The 26,064-nt window shown below is 57.7% G+C and carries 29 protein-coding genes, 1 other RNA gene and 1 pseudogene (1 of these 31 running past the window's edge); 3 read left to right on the forward strand and 28 right to left on the reverse strand.

Annotated features, from left to right (window positions below; all coding sequences use genetic code 11):
* From CVS30_RS03690 to CVS30_RS03770, 17 genes and pseudogenes are all read right to left on the reverse strand, one after another.
* Positions 1 to 3,708 carry the 5' portion of an SdrD B-like domain-containing protein gene (locus tag CVS30_RS03690; RefSeq protein ID WP_146233327.1) on the reverse strand. It extends 207 nt beyond the left edge of the window, so 3,708 of the gene's 3,915 nt are visible here — the first part of the coding sequence; it begins with the start codon at positions 3,706 to 3,708; its stop codon lies off the left edge, out of view.
* 498 nt (positions 3,709 to 4,206) lie between these two features.
* Positions 4,207 to 4,572: a transfer-messenger RNA gene (ssrA, locus tag CVS30_RS03695) on the reverse strand.
* A gap of 90 nt (positions 4,573 to 4,662) precedes the next feature.
* Positions 4,663 to 5,946 (reverse strand): glycoside hydrolase family 3 N-terminal domain-containing protein, encoded by a 1,284-nt coding sequence (locus CVS30_RS03700; RefSeq protein ID WP_245934418.1) that lies wholly within the window; start codon positions 5,944 to 5,946, stop codon positions 4,663 to 4,665.
* A gap of 5 nt (positions 5,947 to 5,951) precedes the next feature.
* Positions 5,952 to 6,833, reverse strand: a complete 882-nt coding sequence (locus tag CVS30_RS03705) for a cytochrome c oxidase assembly protein (protein WP_110483950.1) — start codon at positions 6,831 to 6,833, stop codon at positions 5,952 to 5,954.
* A complete protein-coding gene (smpB, locus tag CVS30_RS03710) occupies positions 6,834 to 7,307 on the reverse strand; it encodes an SsrA-binding protein SmpB (RefSeq protein ID WP_110483951.1) in 474 nt (157 codons plus the stop codon).
* 118 nt (positions 7,308 to 7,425) lie between these two features.
* Positions 7,426 to 8,931 (reverse strand): M23 family metallopeptidase, encoded by a 1,506-nt coding sequence (locus tag CVS30_RS03715; protein ID WP_110483952.1) that lies wholly within the window; start codon positions 8,929 to 8,931, stop codon positions 7,426 to 7,428.
* Positions 8,932 to 9,028: 97 nt separating this feature from the next.
* On the reverse strand, positions 9,029 to 9,943 hold the full coding sequence (ftsX, locus tag CVS30_RS03720) for a permease-like cell division protein FtsX (protein WP_110483953.1): 915 nt from the start codon (positions 9,941 to 9,943) through the stop codon (positions 9,029 to 9,031).
* A 221-nt stretch (positions 9,944 to 10,164) separates the two neighbouring features.
* Positions 10,165 to 10,860, reverse strand: a pseudogene (gene ftsE / locus CVS30_RS03725) (cell division ATP-binding protein FtsE); the annotation flags it as partial.
* Positions 10,861 to 10,946: 86 nt separating this feature from the next.
* Entirely contained in the window at positions 10,947 to 11,363 is a 417-nt protein-coding gene (locus tag CVS30_RS03730) for a hypothetical protein (protein WP_110483955.1), read from the reverse strand.
* A 57-nt stretch (positions 11,364 to 11,420) separates the two neighbouring features.
* Entirely contained in the window at positions 11,421 to 12,542 is a 1,122-nt protein-coding gene (prfB, locus tag CVS30_RS03735; RefSeq protein ID WP_110483956.1) for a peptide chain release factor 2, read from the reverse strand.
* Positions 12,543 to 12,599: 57 nt separating this feature from the next.
* Positions 12,600 to 13,064: a pilus assembly protein TadG-related protein gene (locus CVS30_RS03740; RefSeq protein ID WP_245934419.1), complete on the reverse strand. Its 465-nt coding sequence runs from the start codon at positions 13,062 to 13,064 to the stop codon at positions 12,600 to 12,602.
* Positions 13,061 to 13,516 (reverse strand): hypothetical protein, encoded by a 456-nt coding sequence (locus CVS30_RS03745; protein WP_110483957.1) that lies wholly within the window; start codon positions 13,514 to 13,516, stop codon positions 13,061 to 13,063. The genes CVS30_RS03740 and CVS30_RS03745 overlap by 4 nt, the downstream gene beginning before the upstream one ends.
* The gene (locus CVS30_RS03750) at positions 13,497 to 13,841 is read right to left on the reverse strand and encodes a TadE family protein (RefSeq protein ID WP_245934420.1); all 345 of its coding nucleotides are present in this window, start codon (positions 13,839 to 13,841) and stop codon (positions 13,497 to 13,499) included. Before CVS30_RS03750 ends, CVS30_RS03745 begins: the two co-directional genes overlap by 20 nt.
* Before the next feature lie 56 nt (positions 13,842 to 13,897).
* Positions 13,898 to 14,095: a hypothetical protein gene (locus tag CVS30_RS03755; protein WP_110483958.1), complete on the reverse strand. Its 198-nt coding sequence runs from the start codon at positions 14,093 to 14,095 to the stop codon at positions 13,898 to 13,900.
* Between the two features lie 133 nt (positions 14,096 to 14,228).
* Positions 14,229 to 15,167, reverse strand: a complete 939-nt coding sequence (locus CVS30_RS03760) for a type II secretion system F family protein (protein ID WP_110483959.1) — start codon at positions 15,165 to 15,167, stop codon at positions 14,229 to 14,231.
* Complete coding sequence (locus tag CVS30_RS03765; protein WP_110483960.1) at positions 15,164 to 16,018, reverse strand: type II secretion system F family protein; 855 nt, start codon at positions 16,016 to 16,018, stop codon at positions 15,164 to 15,166. The genes CVS30_RS03760 and CVS30_RS03765 overlap by 4 nt, the downstream gene beginning before the upstream one ends.
* Positions 16,018 to 16,275 (reverse strand): hypothetical protein, encoded by a 258-nt coding sequence (locus CVS30_RS03770; protein ID WP_110483961.1) that lies wholly within the window; start codon positions 16,273 to 16,275, stop codon positions 16,018 to 16,020. The genes CVS30_RS03765 and CVS30_RS03770 overlap by 1 nt, the downstream gene beginning before the upstream one ends.
* Positions 16,276 to 16,485: 210 nt before the next feature.
* Here CVS30_RS03770 and CVS30_RS03775 point away from each other — a divergent pair, with 210 nt between their 5' ends.
* The 3 genes from CVS30_RS03775 (at position 16,486) to CVS30_RS03785 (ending at position 18,063) form a co-directional block, all read left to right on the forward strand.
* Positions 16,486 to 16,893 carry a helix-turn-helix domain-containing protein gene (locus tag CVS30_RS03775; RefSeq protein ID WP_110483962.1) on the forward strand — a complete coding sequence of 136 codons (408 nt, stop codon included), beginning with the start codon at positions 16,486 to 16,488 and terminating at the stop codon, positions 16,891 to 16,893.
* A gap of 484 nt (positions 16,894 to 17,377) precedes the next feature.
* Complete coding sequence (locus tag CVS30_RS03780; RefSeq protein ID WP_110483963.1) at positions 17,378 to 17,824, forward strand: hypothetical protein; 447 nt, start codon at positions 17,378 to 17,380, stop codon at positions 17,822 to 17,824.
* A complete protein-coding gene (locus CVS30_RS03785; RefSeq protein WP_110483964.1) occupies positions 17,824 to 18,063 on the forward strand; it encodes a helix-turn-helix domain-containing protein in 240 nt (79 codons plus the stop codon). Before CVS30_RS03780 ends, CVS30_RS03785 begins: the two co-directional genes overlap by 1 nt.
* Positions 18,064 to 18,236: 173 nt before the next feature.
* Here the strand turns inward: CVS30_RS03785 and CVS30_RS03790 are convergent, their stop codons facing one another.
* The 11 genes from CVS30_RS03790 to CVS30_RS03850 form a co-directional block, all read right to left on the reverse strand.
* Positions 18,237 to 18,671, reverse strand: coding sequence for a hypothetical protein (locus tag CVS30_RS03790; RefSeq protein ID WP_110483965.1), 435 nt, complete (start codon positions 18,669 to 18,671; stop codon positions 18,237 to 18,239).
* A gap of 933 nt (positions 18,672 to 19,604) precedes the next feature.
* Complete coding sequence (locus CVS30_RS03795) at positions 19,605 to 20,381, reverse strand: hypothetical protein (RefSeq protein ID WP_110483966.1); 777 nt, start codon at positions 20,379 to 20,381, stop codon at positions 19,605 to 19,607.
* 12 nt (positions 20,382 to 20,393) lie between these two features.
* Positions 20,394 to 20,630, reverse strand: a complete 237-nt coding sequence (locus CVS30_RS03800; RefSeq protein ID WP_110483967.1) for a hypothetical protein — start codon at positions 20,628 to 20,630, stop codon at positions 20,394 to 20,396.
* A 190-nt stretch (positions 20,631 to 20,820) separates the two neighbouring features.
* Positions 20,821 to 21,120, reverse strand: coding sequence for a hypothetical protein (locus CVS30_RS03810; RefSeq protein ID WP_146233329.1), 300 nt, complete (start codon positions 21,118 to 21,120; stop codon positions 20,821 to 20,823).
* Positions 21,121 to 21,122: 2 nt separating this feature from the next.
* A complete protein-coding gene (locus tag CVS30_RS17750) occupies positions 21,123 to 21,311 on the reverse strand; it encodes a hypothetical protein (RefSeq protein ID WP_146233330.1) in 189 nt (62 codons plus the stop codon).
* 309 nt (positions 21,312 to 21,620) lie between these two features.
* On the reverse strand, positions 21,621 to 22,997 hold the full coding sequence (locus CVS30_RS03820) for a DNA primase family protein (protein ID WP_110483971.1): 1,377 nt from the start codon (positions 22,995 to 22,997) through the stop codon (positions 21,621 to 21,623).
* On the reverse strand, positions 22,994 to 23,248 hold the full coding sequence (locus CVS30_RS03825) for a hypothetical protein (protein WP_110483972.1): 255 nt from the start codon (positions 23,246 to 23,248) through the stop codon (positions 22,994 to 22,996). Before CVS30_RS03825 ends, CVS30_RS03820 begins: the two co-directional genes overlap by 4 nt.
* Positions 23,245 to 23,535, reverse strand: coding sequence for a hypothetical protein (locus CVS30_RS03830; protein WP_110483973.1), 291 nt, complete (start codon positions 23,533 to 23,535; stop codon positions 23,245 to 23,247). The genes CVS30_RS03825 and CVS30_RS03830 overlap by 4 nt, the downstream gene beginning before the upstream one ends.
* Entirely contained in the window at positions 23,535 to 23,855 is a 321-nt protein-coding gene (locus tag CVS30_RS03835; RefSeq protein ID WP_146233332.1) for a hypothetical protein, read from the reverse strand. Before CVS30_RS03835 ends, CVS30_RS03830 begins: the two co-directional genes overlap by 1 nt.
* Before the next feature lie 348 nt (positions 23,856 to 24,203).
* Positions 24,204 to 24,641: a hypothetical protein gene (locus CVS30_RS03845; RefSeq protein WP_110483976.1), complete on the reverse strand. Its 438-nt coding sequence runs from the start codon at positions 24,639 to 24,641 to the stop codon at positions 24,204 to 24,206.
* Positions 24,638 to 26,050, reverse strand: coding sequence for a recombinase family protein (locus CVS30_RS03850; RefSeq protein ID WP_110483977.1), 1,413 nt, complete (start codon positions 26,048 to 26,050; stop codon positions 24,638 to 24,640). The genes CVS30_RS03845 and CVS30_RS03850 overlap by 4 nt, the downstream gene beginning before the upstream one ends.
* Between the last annotated feature and the right edge of the window lie 14 nt (positions 26,051 to 26,064).

Below are 26,064 nucleotides of genomic sequence, written 5' to 3' on the forward strand. Positions count from 1 at the left end.
CGGAGCAGGCGTCGTCGGATCCTCAGTCGGAGCAGGCGTCGTCGGATCCTCAGTCGGAGCAGGCGTCGTCGGATCCTCAGTCGGAGCAGGCGTCGTCGGATCCTCAGTCGGAGCAGGCGTCGTCGGATCCTCAGTCGGAGCAGGCGTCGTCGGATCCTCAGTCGGAGCAGGCGTCGTCGGATCCTCAGTCGGAGCAGGCGTCGTCGGATCCTTCGTCGGAGTAGGCGTCGGCTTCACTTCAGGTGTTACAAAACCGAAGTCCAGGGTCGCATCGCGATCGCCATCCTTCGTCAAACCCTCAGAGGTAGCGGTCCACGTCGAGGAGTTCGTCGCACGATCAGCACCAGTATCAATCGTCGGAACATAAGGAGCCAACGGTCCCTTAGAAGCATCCTGATCAATCGAAACCGTGTAAGACTGACCATCCGTCAGGACCGGCAAGTTCTCGAAAGTGTACTTACCGTTCTCATCCGTCGTAACAGGAGCAACCGGGTTACCAAATACATCAGTAACAGGCTTGCCGTCAGGACCAGTGATTGTCAGAACGACATCCTTGATGCCCTTCTCACCCTCATCCTGAACACCATCACGGTTGGAATCAACCCACACATAATCACCAACAGAAACCTTCGGCTTCAGAATTACACCGGCATCCCATGTCGGGTCAATACCCTCGGTGGCTGCAAAATCATGACGGTATTCCTTGGTGACTGCCTTATTGCTCTCGTCAAGCGTGAACTTGGCTGTGAGGCCTGTGGCAGGATCGGCGTCGGAGTCGACCGCGTCGTCAGTACCCTGATTGGGCGCAGTGAAGTCGTACTTCGCATTTTGCTCGGCCGTAAGCTCGAACTTGATCTGGTAGTCACCAGCAGGCAAGCTGTCGAACATATACCAACCACTGGAGTCAGTTTTGGTCGTGGCAATAGGAGTACCTGCACCATCCAGAAGGGTTACTTCGACACCTTCAAGGAATTCTTCTTCACCCTGAAGGCCATTCTTGTCTGTATCAACCCAAACCACGTCGCCAACGGCGTAGGTCTTGATCGGTGTGTTGTAGAACGAGACGGAGTTTGAACTGCCATCAGTGTTGACTACAACTTCAACTGTCACGTCCGACTTAGCGTAACCAGCCGGAGGAGTAATTTCCTTCACCGTGTACGTGCCAGGCTTTGGAACCGTAACGTTCTTAGTTACGCCCTTGTCCTCGACGCGTAGAGCGTTGTCCTGAACGAAGACGTTGTCGACAACAATTCCGCCCATATCGTCGAGGATCTGGAACTTTGCCTTGGTGTCAGAGATAGCAACGGTGTCGTCCACCGAGTTGAGCTTCGCAATACTCAAGGGGTAACCACTGGAAGGAGTGATGGACGCCTTCTTGCTACCGATGGAGTTCACGATGGCAGCATCCGAGGTGAAGTCAGTGATCTTGACCAAAAGGTTCGCCGACGCAACACCCTGTGACGCGTCAAGAACCGTACCAGCCTTTTGGAAGAGTACAACCTTGCCCTGAGGGGCATCGACTGTAGGTGCGTCGAAACGCGCCTGAACATTGCCCTTCAGATCTATCGGTCCAGCCTTAGGGTTGGCACCATCATCGATATTGGCATCATCCACAAAACCGAGGAATTCAATACCGGCAGGCAAAACGTCGACGACGTCAAAGATCTCCACACCCGTGTACTTACCATGAGCAATCAGAGCTACGTTGTAGACAAACTCATCTTGGATGAGCTTCCCATCAGGACTGAATTCAGCACGAAGGTTCTGCGTCCACGCGGAATTCGGTGTATCGCGAACTTCCTTGCGAATTTCAGCCTCGTCACCATAAGACGTTGCCGTCGACGAGGCTTCCGACCAGTACAAAGCCTTGCCGTCGGTACCAAAGAGCGTCGCCTTGTTCGTGATCTGCAGAGTCTGCTTACCAATAACCGGCTTTGTAGTGAGCACAATATTCAGTTCAAACTGCTTGTTTGCGCCCCAACCATTGACCAAGGCAATACCAGCATCATTGAGCTTGATGACCAGGTCACCTGCACCGTTAAGCGAAACATCGAACGATGAGCCGTCCAAGGTTCGCCAATAGTCATAGGTGGCCGTCAGGCCGCCCTTGATAGCCTCAAGATCCGAGGTATCAAAAACATTCGAATCAACATAGTCGACGATTGAGCTCTTTGTAACATCGATGCCCTTGCCGGCACCAACCGTGAACTTGTAGCCAACTGTGGTGGATTCCCCGGGCTTCACGGTTACCTGCTTAGCAGTGGACTCCTTCTTGAAGTAGTCCGGAGCGTTGAAGCCGTTTTCATTCGTCTCGTGAGAAAGAAGCTCTACAGGATTGTTGTAGCCGGTGGTTTTCTTACCATTCTCAGTTGTGTAGGTCCATTCGGCCCTATTGGTAAGCTTCTTCTTCGTTTCGCCGGGAATGCTGGTCCACTCGTTATTCAGTCCCTTGACGGTGTTGATCGAAGCCTTGACGGCAATTGTGGACTTGAGTGCGTTGTCCATACCCACGTTGACGTACAGTTTCTGTCCATCCACAAAGTACTTTCCCACGTACTCATCACCGGCAAACGCGGTCAGGTTTACGGGCGCAACCTTTTCCAGCACGATGCCCGTAGAGGTAAGGAACGAAGCATCCGTGGTCTTCCAGCTTGCCTGCACCGGAAGGTTGTCAGAAAGAACAACGTTGGCGACCAAGGTCTTCAGCACATTAGTGCCGTCGAATGGAGTGAGGTCCGTTTTAATCGTGTACGTGATATCCAAGGGCGGATCCAGTGATCCGTCGTCCTTAGGAGAGATTTCCTGAGTTGACCAGTCAGCATTCTTAGACAGGGCCCCGCTTAGGCCAGGACCTGAAACACCAGCGATTGATCCGCCGAAGGAAAACGTAGCGTCCTTGGTGACTGAACCACCAAAGGTAGCCGTGTTTTTGATACTGACGTTGTAGTTTCCGCCATTGACGAGGTTAACCTTGTCTGCTGCGGTCTGCAGCTGTGCTTCAAGAGCCGCTCGAGCGGCCTCATCGGTCACACTCGCCGTGTAGGTGATCAGTGTCTTCGATGAAGCAGGAAGATCCATTGAACCGGAGAAGGTATTGTCGCTGATCTGAGGAACAAAGCCCACAGCGTTCTCCACCTTGTTAAGGCCTAGTGCATCCCATGTCGTCTGCTTGGCCGTGAAGGATCCGGCGTTGTAAGCCATGCCCTGCGGGAGTACGTCAGCAATGACATACCCAGATTTGGCATCCTTAGAGTCAACGGCAAGTGTGTAGGTAATCGGCGCACCAACGATGCCGGCAGCGACCGTGACCTTACCGGTGACCTTGTCATAGCTAACAAAGCGCCCGAGGTTGCCGTTGTTGTTAATGCCCTTGCTTTGGTAGTCATTAACATTGGCAAAGTCGTCGCCGTCGTTTTTGACGATGACCTCGAGGCTCTGAGGATCCCCGTCTACGGTCCAATCGATGGTCTCCTTGGAGCTACCATCGACAGCATTGACGGTGAAGGTCAAGTCAAGCAGGCCCTGGTCAACACCTGCAGGCCAGGGGTCCTTGAACTTCACAATGACGGCGTTGGGATTCTGCGGATCCTTCGTGATGGATTCAACCGCTTCGTTTCCGGCCGGCACATCACCCAAGGTGACGTTGGCGCCCAAGTTAATGGAAACCGAGCTGCCAGCTCCGACTGAATCCTTATAGGTCACCCTCATCGTGAGAGTTTCGCCTTCCTTGACCACAGGAATTCCGTCGTACTTTTCACCCCCCCGTAATGACGGTGGTGGTGATACTCCCGGGCGTTGCGGCGTTGGCCGCACTGTTCCCAAGTCCAATAAGGGCTGCAAAGGTCAATGCAACAGCGACGACGCCTGCCAGAACTGCCAGCCACCCCCTAGTTAGCCGATTGGTGCCATTCTCCCCCGGAGAATACAGCACCGCCTCTGGTAGTCTTCTGTGCATTTTTTCCTCTTTATCGACTCATTGATGAAGCGTGACAAGTCACTGTGCCAAGCCCCAAAAATAGACCAGTTGGTTCAGGCGAAGCGCAAAGTTGTCCCATTACATTTTGGCAAGTCGAATATCCGGGATCCCCTCAAAGCCCCCAATTTGACCCTCTGTTTAACCCTGCATTCTTCGTCACACTGGCTGATTCAGAGCAAAGAAAAAGGACCCGTCCCCCGCCGCAAGGCGGGGAACAGGTCCCAATAGGGATGTGGAGATGGGGAGAATTGAACTCCCGTCCGATGTTGTGTTGTCAGGGCTTCTCCGGGTGCAGTTTGCAGCGGTTTTTCTCGGCCCCAGCTATCTCGCAAACAAGTAGCTGCCAGGCCCAGTTGTATAAGAGTCCCCTAAGCGCCTACAACAAGCACTTAGAGCAGTGGCCCTCTAGATGACGCCAGTATCCGGGACGAGAGCATTCCCGGGCTGACGGACTGTCTTACTGCTTAGGCAGCAAGAGCGAAGTCAGTGCGATTTGATTCAGCACTTGTGTTTTACAGAGATCGTTTACGAGTTAACCCTGTATCCTCGACCCGCTTCACCTGTCTCGACTAACACCGTCGAAACCGATCATCCCCTATTGTTTTTTCAAACCACGTCCGGCCAAGACCATCTGTGGTGTATCCATGCTAGCGCATGTGGCCCCTCATTTATTCCAAGCAGGCCGACTAACTAAGCAAGCCGCGGTCCTGTTTCATCTCCAAAACCACCAGCGCCGCGGCATCGAGCTGCTTTGCAAAAGCTGGATCAGTTTTGGCTGCTTCGACTAACCCGCTGTACATCTCGGGCAACAATGCCTCATTAGTGCACAAGGCCATGGTTCCGCCGGCTTTGAGGAAAAGGACCCCTCGCTGAGAGACGGGCACGGCCCGCACCTGAACCGCATCGCAAATGTCGTCGCTGACGATGATGCCCTTGAACCCCAGGTCACCGCGCACCATGTCGTGAACAATCGTCCGGGAAAATGGCGCCAGATTCGCGGCGTCAATCTTGGGGTACGACGCGTTCGACATCATGAGCCACGGCACTCCCGCCTTGACCGCGTCACGGAATGGTTCCACATAGGCGTCATTGCGGACGGTGACTGTATCAATGACATCGGCATCAACGTCTGTATTGGCGGTGGCCCGGCCCAGCCCCGGGAAGTGTTTGACAGTCGCGTCAACGCCGGCCGCACGCATCCCCTGGGCAAAAGCGATTCCGTGACTTGAAACAGCCTCCGGCGTATAACCGTATTCCCGCCCGAAGGCTCCGATCGGCGCATTTTTCGGCGCGAATTCTGCGCTCGGCACGGTGTCCATGACGGGTGCCAGATTCACGTTGACACCCACGGCAGCCAACTGTTCACCCCAGGTAGTGGCGTCGGCCAGCAGGGTCGCGACAGGAAGCTCCCCTTGTTCAATGGCTTGCGGCATCTCGCTAAAACCTCGCCCGCGCATGATTTGCACCAGGCCGCCTTCTTGATCGGTGGCGACAAATGGCAGGATTCCAGCGGTTCGTGAGCCAGAGACATGTTTCAACATGCCCGTCACCTCATCGGCGATCCCCGATTGCCCCGCCGTGCTGCGGCCCTTCATAAAAACATTGCCCACCAACAAGGTGTCCACTGCATATAAGGAATCGGCGCTCGGCCCCGTCACGGGCGAGGCGACCATGAGGACCTGTCCCACCTTTTGCTCGACGGTCAGCTCGGCAAGCTTCGCCGCCGCCACTCCCCCACCTGCTGTCGCGGTGGCCGCGGTCGTTGCCACAGAAGCGGACGACGACGGAGCCGGACTCGCGCTGGAAGGCGGCACCGCCGTCGTGCTTGAGGAAGGCGACGGAACGGGAGCCGACGTCGCCACGGGCCGAGGTGCCGAATTATTCGTGAAAACAACCGCGAGAACGGCTACCAGTGCCGCAACAATTACCCCGGCACCGATCATCCACCAGCGCCGTTGGATCGATGCCATGGGAATTATCTCCTCAGTTTTAGATGTGCGTCGTTGAGTTCGGCCATGTGCTCATCGCTCAATGCGTCAAGCACCTTCCGCTCGCCCTTGTCAGAGGTGGCGAAGCGCAGGAAGAGCAGGATGAGCACGGGCAGGTCCATGATCTCGGCGATGAACCACAGAAAATCACCGCCAAGTTGCTGGTCAGCCAAAGCCGTGGGGAACCAGGCCGGATGGCTACCGGAGAACAGCGTAGCCCCGTCCAAAATCCCCGGGCTCAGCCGCATAATGAGCCCTGGCATGGCATCGGCCAATAACTCGATGAAGGCAAAAACAAACTGAACCATGATCAGACCCGTGCTCAGTTGGGTCTTTTCTTCGACCAGTGGGACCACCATGAGCAGCCCCAAAAGCGGTATCGCGACACTGAGCAGGCCCTCAAAAACAGGATTGATACGCGTGATCCCTGCCAACGGGGTCAGCATCATGGAGAGCACCAACAAGCCGATCACGGGCGCGATGGCACTGTTGGAAAAGCACCGCATGGGCCATCTGCCCACAGCCGCCAACACGGTGCGCAGCCGGCCCTGGCGTACCGCAATGCGGGCCAGAGCAACTGGCAAGCCCAGGGCCAGCCCCGCCGGAACCACAAACAAGCAGATGGCAATCCGCAGGGAAAAGGCCCATCTCAGCTCTGCTGACCAGGTTCCGAGAAAGCCAAAACTAACGACGGCGTAGAGGCCAAGTCCCAGCGTGAAAAACGCGGCGACGCGCCAGACAGGCCAGCGAACACCTACCGCGGCAGCCCGGTACAGTCCCCAGACATACAGGCCTGCGGCGGCAAGAATCAGAGCGAGTGCCCAAGGGTCTAGGCTCCAGGTGCTCCAAAAAACGCCGACTGCAGGCATCTACTCGCCGCGGTTCTTGGCTCGCATCTCACGCAACGCCTCGCGGTTGTCCTGCTGTTCGCGCAGGGCATGGCGTTTGTCGTAATCCTTCTTACCGCGAGCAATGGCGATCTCCACCTTGGCTCGGCTGTCCTTGAAGTACAGCTGGAGCGGCACGATGGTGAAACCCGATTCGCGGGTCTTGCGGTCGATCTTCTCCAGCTCTTCGCGATGCAAGAGCAGTTTTCGACGGCGGCGGGCGGTGTGGTTGGTCCAGCTTCCGTTCAGGTACTCCGGAATGTAGACCGCTTCGAGCCACAGCTCGTTATTGTAAAACGTGGCAAAACCATCCACCAGGGACGCCCGGCCCTCACGCAGGGACTTCACCTCGGTACCCATCAAGACCAGACCGGCCTCGAAGGTATCCATGATGTGATAATCATGCCGGGCCTTGCGATTGGTGGCCACTACCTTCAGGCCACTTTCCTTAGGCACAGCTGACTCCCTCGTGTTAAGAATGACCGCAACACCGGTGGTGAAGTCGGTTGTAAAAATGACTACGGGCTTGCATCGCCCAAGAATCCGCGATGCAAGCCCTTAGTTTAGCAAGTGATTAGAGCACAGACATCGGATCAACAGGTGTTCCGTTGAGCCAGGTCTCGAAGTGCGCATGGCAACCGGTGGAGTTACCGGTGTTACCCGAGTACGCCACGAGCTGGCCGCGCTTGACGGTCTGACCGGCGCTGACCAAAACAGAGGAGTTGTGGTAGAAAACGGTCATCAGGGCGTTGCCCGCGACGACGCCGTGGCTAATCCACAAGACGTTACCGCCACCCCACACCACCGTGGTCTGGCCGGCCAAGCGAACCGTTCCATCGGCCGGCGCGTAGACCGGTGTGCCACATTGTGCGCCAAAGTCGATGCCGGTGTGGTCGTAGTAGCCGGTGCCATTGAAGTCAGCCGTGCCAGCCGGAACCGGTCGGTTACGAACGAACGGGGAAGTGATCGGGATATTCGCGGCGAAGGGGTGCTGCAGACCAAAAGCTGAAACATTGCCAACAGCCGGCGGGATATAGACCGGGGGAACGTAGGGGGCTTGGCCGCCTCCATTGTTGTTTGCGTTCGCAGCGGCCTCTGCAGCAGCTTGTTCGCGAGCAACGCGCTCGGCTTCTGCCCTCGCAGCGGCTTCGGCAGCTTCACGCTCCTTACGCTGGATCTCAGCGATCTGAGCCCCAACCGCGTCTTGCTGCACCTGAACCTGCTTCAACTGCGCTTGAATCCGCGGCTTTTCAGCCTCAAGTTTGGCATTCAAGGCTGCCGAATCGCTGACGAGCTTATCGACAGCGGCCTTCTTTGTCGCAGCCTCGTCACGGGCCACCTGCTCGGCGGCAAGGGCAGCATCTGCTTGGAGCTTCAGGTCCTTGATTTCCGCTTCAACGGCCACGAGCCGGGCCTGAGCGTTTTGGTTAGTTGCCTTCTGAGCCGTCAAGGCTTCGAGGGCAGCGGTTTGACTCCGCAGCGCCTGCTCGGCCAGGTCAATCGAGTTGGCCAAATCGCTCGTGGAACCAGCACCAAGAATCAAGGTCAGGTTCACGGGCAGCCCGCCAGCCTTGTACGACTGGGCCGCGATCTGTCCGATCATGGTCTTAGTCTCCGTGGCCTTCTCGGCGTCGGCGGCAATCTGCGCCGTGATTTTATCCTTGTTCTGCTGCGCCAAATCGATCCGCGAAGCCAACGAGGTCACAACACCGGTGGCAACACCCACACGATTCTGTGCATCAGCCAAAGCGGCCTGGGCGCCCGGCAGCTGCCCCTGATACATGACAAGGTCTGCGGCCGACTGGGCGATTCCAGCGTCGACAAATTCAAGAGAGGTCTGAACGTCCTGAGCTTGCCGCGCCAAGGCAGCAGCCTGATCGTTGAGATCATCGGCGTGCGCCGAAGGGACCAGCCCCAGGAGGGCAAAAGCCAACAGTGCGGTGACGGATACCGTCAAACGGCGGACCGCCGGCCGGGTGCCCCGGCCGCGCTTCGTGGCCGAGACTTCAGAAACGGGCAGGCTACGCCCAAGTCGGGGAGATTTCACAGTTCCAATTCCCCCACTTGATTTCGAATTCATGCCTAATAGCTCCTTCAAAATTGCCGTCAAAAGTCACGTGCAAGCACTGGTAAGACTAGATATTTGAGACCCAGCTGTAACAGCCCCAACCTTGATCTTACACTTTAAGGTTTTTGCGCAAGGATACGGCCGATGAAACTCCGGCCAACACAATGCCGAGCAAGACCAGAACTGGGTAGATCTTGAACGCGTCCATCGTGGAGATAAAGGGCGTTCCCGAGTTGGCCGAGGCCAGGTACCCGCCCATGAAGAACTGCACAATTGACCACACCGCACCCGAGGCCAGCAGCGCCCCAATCGTCGCGGCGATAACACCCTCCAGCACGAAGGGCAACTGGATCACTGTCCGCGAGGCGCCCACCAGGCGCATGATTTCAATCTCACGCGTACGCGACTGTGCCGACAGCTTGATAGTTGTGGCAATCAGCAGTGCCGCACAAATCGTCATCAAGGCGGCAACGGCAATGGCGACGTAGGTAGCGATGTTCATCCACGAGAACAGTTTCTCGAGCACCTTGCGCTGATCAACCACCGAGTCAACGCCCGGGGTCGCCGAGAAGGTCTCGTTGATGATCTGGTACTTTTCCGGGTCGGTCAGCTTGATGCGGAACGATGACGGCAGGTTGGCAGCCTCCACGGAATCCACCATGGGAGAATTCGCAAACTGTTCCTGGAAGTGTCCCAGCGCCTCGGCCTGAGATTCAAAGGCCCAGTTTTCAATGTAAGGCTTGACTGCCGCCGATTCCAGCATGCCCTCAATACTCTTCTTCTGATCATCCGTCACGGGACCAGAAATGCAGTTGCTGTTGGCCGGCACGTCGTTGCACAGGTAGATGGTCACCTGGACCTTGTCGTACCAGAAGCCCTTGAGCTGGCCGATCTGCATCTGCAGCAGCCCCGCCGTTCCAACAAAGGTCAGTGACACAAAGGTCACCAGGATCACCGAAATGACCATCGTCAGGTTACGGCGTAAGCCGCTGCCCAACTCGCTCATAATGAAAGCAAGTCTCACTTTTGGTCCTCATTCGTGTTCTTCAAGCCGTCAATCGTCTCGGCGCCAGGCACCGCATCTGCGGGCCCGACCCCGCGTTTACGTTCCAGGCGGGGCGGCATCGTCTCCGCCGCCGCTGCCGCGTCACTTGCTGCCGCGGCACTGACCGCGCGCTGGCGGCGGGTCTGGGGCTCGGCGTCGTGCTTAATAGAAGATCCGACGGCGGACCCCTCGCCTGCCTGCACCACAGGGATCATGGAGGTGTAGAGCGCCTTAGCTTCATCTCTGACCACCTTGCCGCCGCGGAGCTCTATGACGCGCTTACGCATGGAGTTCACGATGTCGTCATCGTGCGTGGCCATGACCACCGTGGTGCCATTTTGATTAATTTTGTCCAGAATTTCCATGATGCCGGCACTCGTGGTGGGATCAAGGTTACCCGTGGGCTCATCGGCCAGAAGAATGCCCGGCTGGTTCACGATGGCGCGGGCAATGGCCACACGCTGCTGCTCACCACCGGAAAGTTCGTGGGGCTTGCGGTGTCCCTTGCCCTCGAGGCCCACCAATTCCAGCACACGAGGGACCTCGGCACGGATGGCGGCGCGGGACTTACCCAGGACCTGCATGGCGTAGGCGACGTTGGCAGAAACCGTCTTGGTTTGGATGAGCCGGAAGTCCTGGAAGACCACACCGATGCCGCGGCGGAATTTCGGCACACGCCAGCTAGGCACGGTCGCCACGTTCTGCCCGGCCACATAGATCTGCCCGTGGGGAGTCCGCTTTTCGCGCAGGATCAAACTGAGCAGGGTCGATTTTCCGGAGCCGGAAGAGCCCACCAAGAAAACAAACTCGCCGCGTTGCACGTCCAAGGAGACATCATCGAGCGCAGGACTGGACTTGCGGTCGTATGCAATGCTCACATTTTCAAAACGAATCATGACTTTTTCATTGCCCGGCCAGCACAAAGCGCTGGCATGCTGGCGGCCGGGCAGAGGCTCGGGGGAAGAAACCGCCAGCATAACGACTATAGGCGCCGAGTCCGGTGAATGCTGATTCCGTGGGGGCGTGTCGATGCTGGATGATTACTGTGAATGAGCAGTCGTTGCGAAATGTCTAGGGTGTGTGCGTGTATGCGAGCACTCCCCCCGACGTCCTGACGAATGGGTGCGTTGATGAGGGAGTGGTCGTATAAGACCTTGGCGTTATTCTCGACAATGAGCTCGTTGGCAATCTCATTTCCGGTGCGTTTGTCCCGGACACTGCGGAATACCTTATTGCGGCGATAAACCTCGTCGCCCACCTTTTCGAAATACGATTCCTTTTCCTTCACGTGATACTTCACGCCGATTGCGTCTGCCGCACGTAGCTCACCTCGAAGGTGTTCGTCGGTGGGTGGCTCGATGGTGGTCGGGGCAGCGCAACTGATTGCTGTGAGCCACATTACAACCCGTTGCCTCGCCGCGATAATCTCCGTGGTTTATGACGGCCGCGTAAAAAGTTATGGTGTCTTTTCCGCGTTACGGTTATCTGCGCGCCAACGAATTCCGGCATCGATGAAGTCGTCAATGTCGCCATCTAGCACGGCGCCGGCGTTCCCGACTTCGTGCTCGGTACGCAGATCCTTGACCATTTGGTACGGGTTCAGAACGTAGGAACGCATCTGATCTCCCCAGGACGCCTTGACGTCTCCGGCCATGGCCTTCTTCTGCGCGTTTTCCTCGGCCTGCTTGAGCAGCAACAGGCGCGACTGCAGCACGCGCATGGCGGCGGCACGGTTTTGAATCTGCGACTTTTCATTCTGCATCGACACGACGGTGCCGGTGGGAAGGTGGGTCAGGCGCACGGCGGAGTCCGTGGTGTTCACGGACTGTCCACCAGGACCGGAGGAGCGGAAGACGTCCACGCGAATATCGTTATCCGGGATCTCAATGCTATCGGTGGACTCAATGAGCGGGATGACCTCGACGGCGGCAAAGGACGTCTGGCGGCGGCCCTGGTTGTCGAAGGGGCTGATGCGGACCAAACGGTGCGTGCCGGCTTCAACGCTGAGCGTTCCGAATGCGTACGGTACCTTGACCTCGAAGGTGGCGGACTTCAGCCCGGCCTCTTCCGCGTAGGAGGTGTCCAGGACAGCGGTCGGGTAGCCGTGGCGTTCGGCCCAACGCAGGTACATGCGCAGCAGCATCTGGGCAAAGTCGGCGGCATCCACGCCACCCGCGCCGGAGCGGATCGTGATGACGGCCTCGCGCTCGTCGTATTCACCGGCCAGCAACGTCACGATTTCCAGGTCCTGCAACGACTTCTGCAAGGCCGGAAGGTCCTTGGCAGCCTCGGCGAGGGAATCGGCGTCGCCCTCTTCCTGAGCCAGCTCCACCAAAACCTCCAGATCGTCGATCCGGGACTCCAGGGTGCGCAGCTTTTCCAGCTTTGACTGGGCGTGGCTGAGCTTGGAGGTGACTTTCTGGGCAGCGGCAGGGTCATCCCACAAATTGGGTGAGCCCGCCTGATCGGACAAATCCTCGATGCTCTCGATGAGCTTGTCCACCTCGGAGACTTGCTCGATCGAGAGGTAAGTTGCGCGTAGCGCCCGGATTTCTGCGGGAAAGTCTGTCTCTGCCATGATATTCAAGCCTACGGCATGTGCGAGGCTCCTGCAGGCTCGCACTCGCAGCCTGCGTCACAGAAGCAGATTGGCCCGCGCCGTGCTGGTCACCGTGATGTTGATGCCTTGTGGCACCAGAAAGTTAATGAACAAGGGATGCACGACGGCGGACAAGCTCACCTTAGCGGTATGCGAGTCGGCGGCCCCGGTTCCCGCATCGACGACAATGCCGCTGAGCCCGGCAGGGATATCCGCACTCGCCAAAGAGTTCTGCGCTGCCGCAACAACTCCCGGTGTGGTGAGCAGGGTCCCGGGATCGGTACTGGCGCTGCCTCCGCTGAGTTCAAAGGTGTCGGCGGCTGCGAGCGCGGCACTGTCAGCCATGGAGAGTAGCTTCTTATGGCCAAGATATACGCTGCCCGCAGCGGCGATAACCGTGACGATCAAGAGCACGATGAGGACAAAGCCAATGAGCAGCACCATGATCTGGCCCTGCTCGTCGGTTTCCTCCCTCAGGTGCCTTGGCTGCCGCCGGATCATTTGTATCGGCCTACTTTTTGCGAGGAGCTGGAGTCAACCGTGACGACGGTGGCGTTGACTCCCGGGATAGCTCCTACAGCAGGTAGCTCAACCCGGAGCATTACAGAGACACGCACCGTGCTACCTGCCGTGAAGCACCCACCAACGCAGTTGATGCTCAAGGCGGCGTTGTCTGGGTCGAATCCCATATCCTCAACGGCCATGCTCACTGCTTGCTCGGCGGCTTGCTGGGCCTGCAGTGGATCATGGTACATGACAAAGACCTTGGCGGCTTGGTCCGACGCCCCGACCACGGCGTAGGCTCCTCCTTGCACTCGACCCACCGTCAGGATGAGGTAGATGACAGGGACCATAATCAGCACCGCGAGAAAGATGAATTCGACGATCGCGCTGCCACCTTGTGCCTCTGGTGTTTGGGCATCTTGTGTCTCACTAGTGGGGGATGGCAGCATGACCTGTCATCTCCAGAGAGCGCGCGGGACCAAATAGCCCCAAGACCGGCAGGGGCGTGGTGATGGAGACGCTCAGGACCTGTAATCCGTCTCGGGTCTCTACCGTGACGGAAACATCTTGGATGAAATCGGCCCCCAGGGCCGAGCTCACCAAGGAGGTGGCCCGTTCCCTCGCGTCGCCAGCGGTGCGATCCCCCAGTGCACCGTAGCGAGCAGCGGACGATGCGGCGTCTGCCACGGTGTTTCGCACGTGCAACGCGAGCGCCAGTTGAATCAGCGCCACGAAGATGAGCGCGACGAGGGCTCCAACTAAGACAAAGTCCACCACGGCAGAACCCACCTCCCGGAAAGCAGAGACGTTGGCGCTGCGACTACTACGCGTTAGGGGTTGACCTGGCTCATGGCTTGGTTGAAGAGCCGCTCCAGCGCCGGACCGGCAAGGGCCAGAAGCCCTGCCACCAAGATGGCGCTCATGAGGGTGATCAAAACCCAGCCGGGGACATCTCCTGCCTCGTTTTCTGTGGTGGGGAACAGCGCGGGGAACTTCTTCCTGAGGGCGTTCTTGGCCGTTCTGAGCATCAGTTTGCCGTTGATTACTAGTGCTAGTCCTATCCCCACTAGCTTGTCTGAAAAATGCATGGCTTATAACCTCCGTGTGGTGCGGTGCGACTTTTGGTGATGATCCAAGGAGTGATTGCTTCGCCGGGTCCATCTAAAACCCCATCTGCAGCATGGCCAGGCCGGGAAAGACGGCGAAAACAACGGTGAGCGGTAAGACGCCAAAGATCAGCGGAATCATCATGGCGATTTCCTTACGCCCTGCGGATTCCATGAGCTCACGTTTGGCGACGTCACGCACGTCTTGAGCCTGAGCTCTCAAGACCTCGGCGAGCGGCGTTCCACGGTTCACGGCAACGCTGATGCCATCAACAAATCGAGACAGGGCCGCGACATTGACCCGAAGGGAAAACTCATTGAGCGCTTCGACCAGTGGCATGCCGGTTCGGGTCTGCGCGAGCACTTTGCCAAACTCGGCTGATAGCACACCGTTGGATGATCGAGCCACGCGGTCTAAGGCACTGGCAGCACTCTCCCCCGCACCTACGGCAAGTGCCATGAGTTCTGCGAGCGCTGGGAATTCGCTCAGCATCTGTGCCTGCCGCTTCTTGATACGCACACCCAGCTGATAGTCGCAAACGATATACCCCAACACCATAGGGCCAAGCGTCAAGGGCACGGCACCCATGATATTGATATTGCCCCTCCACAACAGGAAGAGCGACCCCAGGGCGCCAATCATGAGTCCGAAGCCTGCGCACAAGAACTGTGTAGCCCGAAACTCCAGCGCCGTGGCACTCTTCCCCGCCTGTTCTAGCCTTCCACTGAGGCCATGCACGCTGACGTTAAAACGGCCCAGCCGGTGGACAGCGTCGGAGAGCACCAATCGAAAAATCTTCTCCAGCGGGCCAAAGAGCGTCCCGGAATCCTCGGCCTCCAGGAGCTTGGATCTCCTGACCGTGGAACGCAGCTGCGGTTCTATTCGCTGAGTAAAGCTGGTCTTGCGCAGGGCAGGGAGCCTGACAAAACTCAGCCACAGGCCCGAGCCCATGAGGAGCCCGAGCCCTAGAACCAGTGCTGCATACATATTCATTGCAGGACTCGTCGTTCTTCGGGTAAGGCTCCGATGCGCAGCATGACCCGGTAGCAGATCAAGGAGATCAATAGTCCTCCCCCAAGGACCGCCCACCCCGCTGGAGAGTTATACGCTCCCACCGCTTCCGGTCTCGTCGACATGAGCATCAAGACAATCCACGGGGCCGCAACCGCCAGCCTGGCTGCGTTGACGGTCCAGGACTGCCGCGCCTCCAGCTCGCTTCGGGTCCGGGCGTGATCCCGCAGGAATTCCGAGAGCGTGCCCAGCAGTCTGCCCAGATCCGAGCCACCAACATCCCGGGTCAGGCGTAGGGCCTCGATGATTCGATCCGCCACGGGGTCAGCAAGGGTCGCCTTGAGCTTTTGTAGGGCCTCCTCAAAGTGTCCCGATGCCCGATAGTCCAAGGCAAAGACCTGAAAGTCTCCCCGAAGCTGCACTGGACCTTTGCTGCCTAGCTGCGCCAGAGCCTCCGGGAGTGATAATCCAGCCCGAATAGCCGAGCGTAAGTGGTCCACGACGTCAGGCCAGATCTCGCGCATGGCCGCCGTCCGACGTCGTGCTCTCATGTTGAGTAAGGCAAAGGGAAGATAGCCGCTAAACAAGGCAAAACACAGCGCTATGGCCGGGGCGCCGGTCAGGACCAGCCCGATGAGCGCAATCAAAAGCGCCAGCCCTGCCGAGCTCATGACCAACGATATGGGCGAGACCTGCGGGACACCGGCGCGTTGGAGAAGCCGTTCCAGAGCGCTGCGTCGACCGCCATGAGGCGCTCGCGAGGGTTCGTTCCAGAAGGCATTCCAGATGAGGAACAAGCCCATCCCGCCGAGTATCCCCACGATGGCCGACATCAGGGTTCGCCCATGAGTGTCGCCACGTTGTAGCCAGCCGCCACAAATTTATCGGGCGCTGGCATGGCGGTTTCGGAGGCAGTGAGCTTGCCATTGACTGTATCGAAGATCAACCCTGATTCGATGATGCCGTTTTCCACTCGGCGCCCAAGAGCTAAGATCTGGCCGACGCTGCGTTGACCGTTGGGGGCTCGCACGCAGTGCACCACGAGGTCGATGCACGCGGCCACGGTGGGAACGACGAAGGCTGCGGTCATTACTGTCTAATCACAGCACAATATAGAAGTCCCGGCACTGCGCTAACAGTCCGGGACGTGGTTACCAGTGATTAGGACCGGCAACATGAATAAGCATACATACCTCTTTCTGCGAGGCACAGCCCGCGCCATTACTTACACGTTCTTTGCGGCGGCAATTCTTCTTGCACCCGCTTTGGCAAGCCTTCTCGTTGGTGGGGAGCTGTCAGCATGAGCAACGTCGTAAGCACCGATAACCTCGTGATCCCGCTCCGCGCCATGCACCGCAGCACGGGCGAGATGGGCACCATTACCGCCCTAGAGCCCACCAACCACGGCACCTATGTTCACGTTACTTGGGATGATTCCGAGGCCGGAGAACTGCCCTCAACGCTCCGTCTTGAATACGTCGAGCTAGATCCTCCCGCCGTCATGGTCTCCTACTACGACGCCACTCTTGCCCTTATCAAGGCCAGAATCAAAGACTCCGGGATCACGCGCAAAGCCATTGCCGCCCGCATGGGATGGTCTGCTGGCAAGCTGCGCCGGAAACTCAACGGCGAAACGATGCTGATGGTCAGCGACATTGGCAAGTTGTCCCGCGTGCTGGGCTGCCGCATGTCGGATCTCGTGGCCTAACCTTCCCGTCGTCAACGGTCGCATTTGAAATGCGATCCCTTGGCGGCGGTCGGGATCTGGGCAGGTCGGATTTCAAATCCGAGCTGAACGGTTCTAGGCTTCCGCCTTCGTGTTCCAGCCCCTCGACGTACTCAATGGGGCGCGGTGTTCATACCAACCTTCAAGCCTGAACCGCCAGGCTACCGATACCCACGGCCGGGGTACCGGGTGACGCCAGCCTGCCCGGATCTTCCGAGCGGGCTATAGGCGTTCAAATATCGCTGAGAGTTGGCGGGGGCTTTGGGAATCGTCGGCGGTGGGGACTTGCAAGGCCAGCCCTTTAGGTCCGATTCCTTCTTTAGAGCCAACCAACGATGTCCCTCATGAACATGGATCAACCGCTGACCTCAAGCCCGCAGATATAGGGTTCAGCCCCATAACTGCCCAACCTGAGAACAATGTCAGACCCTACCTATAGCGTCACCAACAACAAAGGAGAACAACCATGGGTAACTCTTCAAATAACGGCTTCTACATGATCGGTACTAAGGTCTGCTTGAGTGGTCACAACCACACTTTGCCGCGATCATCCAAGGAAGTAGCGCCGGGCGTCACCGTCTACCGCTCACCCAACGCCGTCTATAACACCACCGAAAAGGCCGGGCGCATGGTTCGCCGATTCGGGAACATTGTCTATTGGCCGGCCACGGGGCATCGGCATATCACGATAAACGCCGGGGCAACCCGCGATGAGATCCTTTGTCTATACGCCACTGCCAAGCTTGCCCGCGAGGACTGGCCCATCCACCCATGCGAGCCCGATCGCCGTCGCGTCCAATTGTGCCGCTATGTGGATGACGATTACCTTGCCCAAGCTGAGGCAGCAATGTTCCAAGACTTGGAACTAACCAACCTTTTCGACCTAACAACAGAGCAAATGGAGACAGTCTAATGGCAGCATCATCCACACCAAATATCGACCCCGACGAGTGGTGCCAGCTCCTAGCTAAGCGTATCCACGGGCTTGTTGAGACATCCCCACTCAGCCGCAAGGATGTTGCTGCAGCCGTCGGCCTCACTCCTGACAGGATGCGCCGGAAGCTGCGGGGCGAGACTCGGCTTATGATCACTGATGTTTTCGCGTTCGCCAGGGTCTTAGAGATCAAACCATCCGAGCTTATTGCCGTCTAACCATTTTGCCGGTGTCGGCAATAAGCCCCGGTGACGTATGTACTAGATATGTCACCGGGGCTTTTCTGCGCCCTCCGCCAGACGGAGGGCATCCCAAGGGTCGGGACTAGCTCCCACCCTTACCTGCGATCCCAGTAGAGGGTGTCGGTAATAGCGACACCCTCGGCGGCGTCTTAGTCCGTCGCCTCGGCCTCGCGTTTATCGGCAAGGATCTTCTGGGCCGCTCTGTACTCAACGCGAACCCGAGTCGGATCAATCCCTCTAAATATTCCCTGTACTGCGGCAAGGGCGACTGCCGAGCTATGTCTTAGGGACACTTCCTCCAGCTTGGGAGTAGCACCTTGGCAAGCCATGAGCGCCTCAAGAGCTGCCATAGTTGGTGCAGCTAACTGGGTAGTTTCAAACCTTCCAAATTCCAAAACATATGCTTTATACGCCTCGCGCATTTCCTCTGACTCGCTGTCGAGTCGAGCGATTCTATGCGCCCTTGAGTTGAGTGCCTCGGCCGACTTGCGGGATTTGGTTGCTCCAAGGCTTGATAAGACTGCAGCAGCAATGCTGACTATCGCACCAGCTATGGCAACGGTTATGGGGATCCAAGGTGACATGAGCTGATTCTAGGGTAAGTCAGCCATAGGTCAGGTCGCATTTGAAATGCGGGCTGGTGTCCATTCGGCTTACGTCAGGTCACGGCCGAAATCAGACTTCGGTCATCCCCACGCGTGCGCGGGCACATGTCCGCCAGGGGTGTTCACTAGTGAGCACCCCTTGACCTGCGATCCACCGAGGGTGTCCATAGTATGTACCCCCTTCCGCGTTTCAAACGCCGATGACCTAAGTGCTACTGAGGTCATGGTGTCAGCCAGGCTGACGGCAGGCGATAGGAATCTGATTCCGGTCATCATGTGCCGGCCTCGCGTCACTGCTAGTTACCGGACACAAGAAACCCCGGCCAGCTCGAAAGCCAACCGGGGATCTTGGAAAACTGACGGCTTCCGGTCGCCCGTTGGTTAGGGGAGTTCCTTTCAAAGAACACGCCAGATCTTGCCCGTCAAAGCGCTGGCCTATCAATGCGGACGCAACCGCTCCAAACCATCGTTCGGCCACACCGCTTGGTGAGGTACCCGCGACGTTCACGCTCCCACAATTTTAACAGAACCGTCAGCAGGAAACCCGATAGTGGGTTGGGCCTATACCTCCGTCAAAACGTGGAACAGGTGCATTATCTGCATGACACCATATGTCACACATAATCCCTGTAAACACAAGGAATACAGAAAATTGTAGAAACTGGCAGACAAGAGAAATAGTGCCACATCAAATATGCCCTGAGACCCTTCTTAGGGCTGTCAGAAGGGGGCACAAAGGACTTGACACGCCCCTGAGCATCCGGAGCGGCTCGGCCGGGGGGATATTTTCGCTAGTCTAAGAGGTGCGAAAAACGGGGCCCAGGGGAGGGGTATCCCCCCACCCGAAATGCGCCCCAAAAGGGAAATGCTGTTGCGGCCGAGGCCAATGCTTCGGCCGCAACAGTGGTTGGTCTAATTCTTGATGTTCCATCCAAGGCTGATGACCTCGGGCTGGTCTGCTTCGGCCGCTGCTGCTGCCGAGGCACGGTATTCACTGTGGGCTTCGGAATGGTGGAGTCGGTACCACTCCGCCAGGGTGGAGAATACCGGCTCGTGACCGTCGTTCAAGGTCTGCATCCACCATGACAAGGTGCCTTGGTTTGAAAGGTCAACTTCCGGCGTCAGTCCGTAGGCTGCGGGTCCGGTGAATGCTCCCGGGTGAAGTAGACGTCGGGCTTCGTCCGCGGCGTTCAGCCGGGCGACAAGCCGGGTTGCCCCTTCGATGATCGCTGCCGATTTGTAGTCCTTGGCGCTGATGGCGGTTTCGATGTTCCACCCTCCTTCGTGCTCTTCGATGAGTTCGCGCAACGCCTCGATGGCTGGCTCAAATACTTCGGCCCGGATGGTCTTGAAAATGTTGGCTGCGGCGGAGTTGATGGCGTCGATCTGGCGCAGCTTGTCTTGGTTGCGAACTTCGTCGGCGAGGGCCTGAATGTGGGTCATGGTCATGTATTTGGCCATGGACTCGCTTGGGTCTTCACCGTCAAGGACTTTGTTGGCGGCGTCGGCCAGGTGATCTGAGAAATGCAGGACATTGTGCAGGAGCTCGTTGACGGGAGGGATCTTGATTCGGGTTAGGTTGGGGTCGAGTGTGGTGTTCAAAGAGCGGATCTTGACGGCGAGGGCCGGGATCGGGTTTTCTTCGAAGTTGTTTCCTGCGAGTTGGTACTTTTCGTCGATGGTCTTCATGATGAAGTGTCCTTACTTGGTGGGGATGAGGTGGAGCATGGCGGCTAGGGAGTGGGCTTTGTCTTCGATTTCTTGGGCGGTGTTGCCGGTAACAATGTCGTGGGTATCGTCGGGGAGGCCCCAGAATGCTATGACGCGCCACTTGGCGACTTCGAGCCGAAGCTCAGCAACGTCCATCGAGTCTTCGGGGCGGACGTTGGCAGGCTGGGCATCGGTCGCTTGGCTAGCGTGGGTGTTGATGCGGTTCATGGTGTGGTTCCTATTTCTGCTTTGTCGGCGTAGTCGTGGAGTTTGTCGGCCATGGTGCGGGCCTCGGTGGGTGTTAGGTGGGCTTTGATTTCGTCGCCGCGTGTTAGAGCGACGCCGGGGGTCTCTTTGCCGTCTGCGTCCCTCCATATGTATTTGCGTGGAGTGAGGTATGGGCGCTTGAGGCTCATGGTTATTCCTGTCCTGGTCGGGGGTGCGGGTGGGGTTTAGTGCAGGGATAGGGCCCAATGCACATGACGCCGCGAGCGTTGTCATTTGGAGATCCGCCACTGGTGGAGCGGTACAGCTTGCCGTCAGTGGCCATGTGCAGGACGCTGGCCGCAGCAACGTGCATGAGTAGCCCGGTGTCTTTGTCCCAATACACGTTTGGCATGACGACGTTGGGGTGCTCTGCCGTGGTCGGTAGGGCGTCAACGTCCCAAAGGAAACTCTCGCCGTCGGGGTTGAACCATCGCACTGTTCCGTAAGCCATGGTCATTCGCTTTCTGCTGGTGTGGTTTCGAGGGGTGCCTCGGTGTGGCCGGCCGCGTTCGTTAGTGGCAGGCTGTGGGCTCGTGGTCGACTTTGCGCGGCACGGGCGAGGCTTGCCCGGTGCTGAGCTTCTTGGCGTTCACGGCGGAGTTGCTGGTTCCATTCGCGTTGGGCGATGGTAAGGGCTTGCATTGCTCCACTGCATGCGCACTGGGTAAGCATGCTTGCTCTCAGTTCGGCGGCGGTCATCGACGTCAGGCCGTGGGCGTTGCAGTCTGCGCGGTAGTCCTGTGCGAGAGATCCGATGGGGTCGCGCCGGTTAGCCTGGGCCCGAAGCCAGCTATCAAACGTGTATTCGGTCAAGTTCTCGTCTCCATTTCGGCGTGATTCCGGGGCTACAACACAAACAACACTTCTTCCCGGTCGTTTCTTATATTTCATTCCCGTGGAAATGACTGGGAAGTTCTGTTGTATGCGTTGTTTCGTCAGCTCCTTCACGGGTTAGTCCTCTGCCTTGAATCCGATTCCGACCCATTTGCGGCCGCCAGAATTGGTTTGTGTGATGCCTTGCAGCTGCTTCATATGCATGCCGATAGCTCGGGGACTCATGGGGGCTTCCGCGTTCTCTAGCGCCCATTTGGCGTAACCGTGGGCAAACTCGGTAGTGCCTACGCTGGCATGTGGATGCCTAACGCATTCATCCCCCATGAAGAGTGCAAGCGGGTCGTTTTCTTCTCTGTAAGCGCCCGTCTTCGCCATGACAGCGGCAGGAGCGGCGAGACCTTCGGATTGGTAGGCACGCAGTCCTGCAATTGCCCAGGAGAGCACCGCGTCTATGTCAGCTTCGAGGCGTTCCTCGAGGGTCACATCTTCTCGGCCTTCAAAGGAAACATCGAACGGTACTACCCGTAAGCGAGCCCAAACGGCCGTAGCGTCGGCGTCTACCGATGGCAGGTCATTGGTGAGCATGAAGAAGCTGTGAGACGGTGGAAATTCGACCGGGTTCTGACCCATGAACTTAGCTTCGATATTGTCGCCACCTGTGAGGGATTTCGTCATTGCTTCGGCCAACTTGTCGCCCTTCTCTAGTTCTGACATGACAGCCCAGCGCGCCCCGCGGAGACGCATTTGAGAGGCTTGTTCACCGGCAGACTTTTGCCCGTAGCGGCTTGCTATGAGCATGCTGTTTGATGCGGTGATGGCATAGTCTCCCATTGCTGTTGAGATGGCCCGCGCTAGGACGCCTTTACCGTTTCGGCCGCTACCTGTGGCGATAACTAGGACGTGTTCCAACACTCTGCCGATGAGGGATAGGCCTGCGTATCGCTGTAGGAAGGTGCGGACCGATTCGTCTGGGAGGCTGGACTCAAGGAATGTTTTGAACGTCTCACTGTCGGCATGCGGCACATATGCGGCCGTGGTTACTTTGGTGATCCTGTCGGCCGGGTTATGCGGGCGCAATTGGAGTGTGTGAAGATCCAGTGTCCCGTTGGAGCAATTGAGCATCCAAGGATCCGTGTCCACGTTGGCGGCGAACAGTTTGCGGGATGCAAGGGTGAGGACGCCGGCCGAGCCGGTGGCGGTCATGCTGGCTTTCACGTCAGCCGCTAGCGCCTGGTCGGAAATTGCTTCTTGCCAGCTGATCTTGAGTAGGTCGGTAAGGACTTGATTAGTTCGGGCGTCTCGGTCATCTGGTGCCCATCGTGAGCCGTCCCAGTAGTGCCAGCCCATACCGTTTACATAGAGTGCCTTGTTAGCGGCGTAGGCCGTGAATCGTGCTGCAATGCGCTGGTGGGACCTTAGCCCACGGTCATCCCAGTTAGCGGGGGCCTCGGGCTCGAAAGCGTCGGCCCGGAAGTAATCGGGGACCTCGGTCACTTCTCATCACGCTCCCTTGCAATCTTGACGTCTATAAACTCGCGTGTGGATTTCATTTCCCTGCGGATCTCGTCATCAAGATAGGCGAGGACGCGCTCACGGCGGGCGGCGAGCTCCACAACTTGATCGTTGGTAAGCACCATGAACTTTTGTCCGTCCTGGTGCCCGCGTGAGTATCCCATCTGATAGATGCGGAATGCGTCATCGTCACGGCAAACCAGTGTTGCCAGTTCCTCATCGGTGCGGCTCACTTGTCACCACCGGCTGGGATGAGTTGGCAGAGGATCACTGAGGCGTCGAGTCCTGCGGCGGTGGCGCGGTCTACGGCACGCTGGGCGCTCGGCAGATTGAACAGAACGCGGCGGCGGTACTTCGGAGCGGCATCGGTTCCGCGCACCTGCACAACGGCAACGTAGCAACCGGCCACTAGGCCCTTGTGATCCGGGTAAATGTCTGCGGCTTTTGATACGATTGTGTTATCAAGTTTTACGTGGCCCTTGGATTCGTCGCCGGGGGCCTTTTCTTGTGTCTGAGACATTAGGCGCGGTCACCGCCGGCCTTGAGCCATGCGGCGTGCTGCTTGGGGGTAAAGGGCTCCCCGAGGTGTCCACCGCGGCGAGTGAAGGCGATGGCTGGCGGGTATATGGATTCATGCCATCCGGTGGGCAACCATTCGCGGGATAGTGATTCGTCCCGGTAGATTTCGCGGGACATGAATCCTGAGCGACGGCGAGACATCCCGTGTTCGCGGCGGAAGTATTCGCTGAGGTCACGCATTTCTACTGCGTTGTTTACCTCGGTGCGGGTTCCCTTGGCTGAGCATTCGCTCAAAGGGCGGGCGGCGGTTGCGGCTCTCAAGATGCACCACCGCCAGGGCGGAGCAGAACAGATACACGGTCGAGCTGTTCGGGTGTGAGTGGTGGGGCTTCGGCAACTACCCGTGAGACGTAGGCTTCAAGTTTGGCCGCGGCAAGGTTACGGCGGGCTATTGCTAGGCCGGCGGTGTCCTTTCGCCGGGAGGCTACTGCTACTTGGGATCTTGCTTTGAAAATGTCCGTAGACATAAAAAAGCTCCTCGGTGTGAACAGCATAAAGCTGTGTCTTCACCGGGAGCTATTACGCTGATTCCACCGATTATTTGATGGCCCTGCATGTGCGGTACTAAAGGATTCCGCTGCCTGTAACTAAGACACTAACACATGTTGTCTAAGTATAGAATACCAGTTCGGGACGCGTCGATTTTGCGGACTGCAGGTCTGCCAGTTTCTGCACAGACTCCTTCACCATCCACTCCGGCTGCCTTGATTGCTCACGGCCGCATTCCATGCACATAACGCGGATCATGGGAACAGACTCGTAGCCTTTGATGGAGCGTTTCTGTAAGTGATCCTTGCCAATAGCGCCGGCCTTTACCGCGTAGTCGAAAGCAACTCTTCCGCTTTCAATCCTCAATGAAACAGTGACACCGGACCAATGCTTACCGCACATTAGTCGGAGTGCAGGAGTCCGCAGCCGTCCTTTTGCAGTCGAGGAATTCGCAATAATCGCACAAACTACGGGGTTAGTCAGCAGCTGGTCCATCTCGTCACGCCGCCCATGCACTGACTGGGCCCAATGGAAGAAACTAGAGTCATTCGTCTTCATGCCGTTTTCCATTCAATTCTGATTCGTTCGGGGTCAAAGGTGCGGGGTGCACTCTTGCGTATCGGGTCAACATAGATAGCCATGATGGAGTCGATAATTGCCCTCTGGCGCTCTATCCCGACCGCTGCCCACCAGTCTCTAATGTTGGCTACGTTCGGCGGCGGAAGGGGACTCCCGTGCCCTAGAGCTGACATGCTGGCGGTGGTCTTATCCAGCTGTTCACGTACTCGCGTAGTGATGGTTTCAAGTTGCTTCGCGGTGATAATTCCGTCCGCGAAACTGTTCGCTGATTCGTCCAGGCGCCCGCGGAGAGTGAGGGCTTCGGTTCGCAACTTGGCAAGCTTGGCCTCATCGTCGGGAAAGCTCATCTTCCCTTGACTCTGTTGATTTTCAAGGTGAGCGACGGTGACCTTTGAGACAAGATCTTCAACGGGCGCCGCTGTCTGGAATGAGTGGCCATCGCCACGCGTAATGCACTTGTAGTAGTGGCTTGTAGTGCGGCTGCTCGTGCCCTGCATGCGTGACGATGTCTTCATGGCGCCGCCACACGTACCGCAGCGCAGCATTCCGGCGAGTAGGTGTTTCACTTTGGAATCGAACGCCGATCGGCGGGAAGGATCTTTCACGATGGCTGAGGCGGTGCGCCATTGATCCTCTGACACGATAGGAGGAAACACGGATGCGCCTAGAATTTCCCCGTGATAGCTGGAGAGGCCGGCATTTGTTGGCCGCATGACCAGGTTGCGCACAGACGTAGAGGTCCAGACTTGGCCGCGTCGGGTGAGGACGCCTCGGGCGTTGAGATCCCGCACAATGGATCCAATACTTGCGCCCGCAATGATGCTGTTCACTGCTTTGCGGATCTCTACGGCGTCACCCTCCACAATGACGGGCACCTTACCAACCATTTCCCAGCCGTAGGGAATGGGGCCACCCGTGAACTTTCCAGCGGTGGCGAGTTGTAGTTGCTTGCGCTTGCCACGCTCTGATTTATGTTCGGACTCATAGCGGGCCCACGCTCCTAGAGTGCGAGCCACGGCGCGGCCTGACGGCGTGCTGAGATCCAACTCTCCGGCCTTGACTGTCTGAGTTGTGATGCCGCCCTTTTCGGAAATATCAATATATTCCTCAAGTTCTAGCGGCGACCTGTGAAGCCTGTCGGTGTGCCACGCAATGACAGCCTGAACGTGACCGGCCCGCATTGCCTCGAGTAGTTCCCGGTAGCTCGGGCGAGGTTTGCCAGAGTAGGCGCTGATGTCATTGTCCACATACACGCGGGAGATGTCCCAGCCCAGCGATGCAGCAATTTCACGGCAGTCTTGTTCCTGCCTAGCGACGCCGAGACCACCACCAGCGCGGTCCTTTGAGATTCGGCAATAGATGGCTGCGGTAACTGCGGAGGGGGACATTTCATAATTCTACC

The sequence above is a fragment of the Arthrobacter psychrolactophilus genome (assembly GCF_003219795.1).
Classification (GTDB): domain Bacteria; phylum Actinomycetota; class Actinomycetes; order Actinomycetales; family Micrococcaceae; genus Specibacter; species Specibacter psychrolactophilus.